Source organism: Aeromonas sp. ZOR0002 (genome assembly GCF_963866995.1).
Taxonomy (GTDB): Bacteria; Pseudomonadota; Gammaproteobacteria; order Enterobacterales; family Aeromonadaceae; genus Aeromonas; species Aeromonas caviae.
Genome location: NZ_CAWMFQ010000318.1, coordinates 1 through 437, shown reverse-complemented (window position 1 = coordinate 437; position 437 = coordinate 1). Strand labels below are relative to the sequence as shown.

At 48.3% G+C, this 437-nt stretch carries 2 protein-coding genes; one reads left to right on the top strand and one right to left on the bottom strand.

What is annotated here, in order from left to right; genetic code table 11:
* Positions 1-198: hypothetical protein (locus tag AACR77_RS17155; RefSeq protein WP_081999487.1), on the top strand; the 198-nt coding region annotated here is incomplete at its 5' end.
* Between the two features lie 76 nt (positions 199-274).
* Here AACR77_RS17155 and AACR77_RS23195 read toward each other — a convergent pair.
* Positions 275-430, bottom strand: coding sequence for a hypothetical protein (locus AACR77_RS23195; RefSeq protein WP_442853381.1), 156 nt, complete (start codon positions 428-430; stop codon positions 275-277).
* Positions 431-437: the final 7 nt, after the last annotated feature.

Below are 437 nucleotides of genomic sequence, written 5' to 3'. Positions count from 1 at the left end.
GCGCTGGCCGAAGAGCAACTGGTACGTCTCAGTGTGACCAAATTGCTTTCAAATTTCGGGGCAGGTGATGTTCCTGAAATAGATCCCGATATTCTCGATGGTTTGCTATCACTCAAAAGGGCAGTAGAGAGCCACGACTGTCGGCTGAGTTTATTCGTCCATATGCCTGACGGCTCTCATCATGGCGTCAAAATTTAATTAAAGAGCTTCATTGGTGCGTCAATCGCAGCTCTCATCTACCAAACGAAATTAACGCCTCCATGGCGATGATTTTTCAAACTCCCTCGGTGTGCAAGCGGATATGATAGCGTGTACTGCGTCCGCCACCAGGTAATTTCTCAATGCACCCCCTATCTAACAGTTGCGCAAGATGGCGTGTAGCCGTGGGCTTACTAACTCCGGCGACTTTTTGATATTGACTGGCACTGATGCCATTT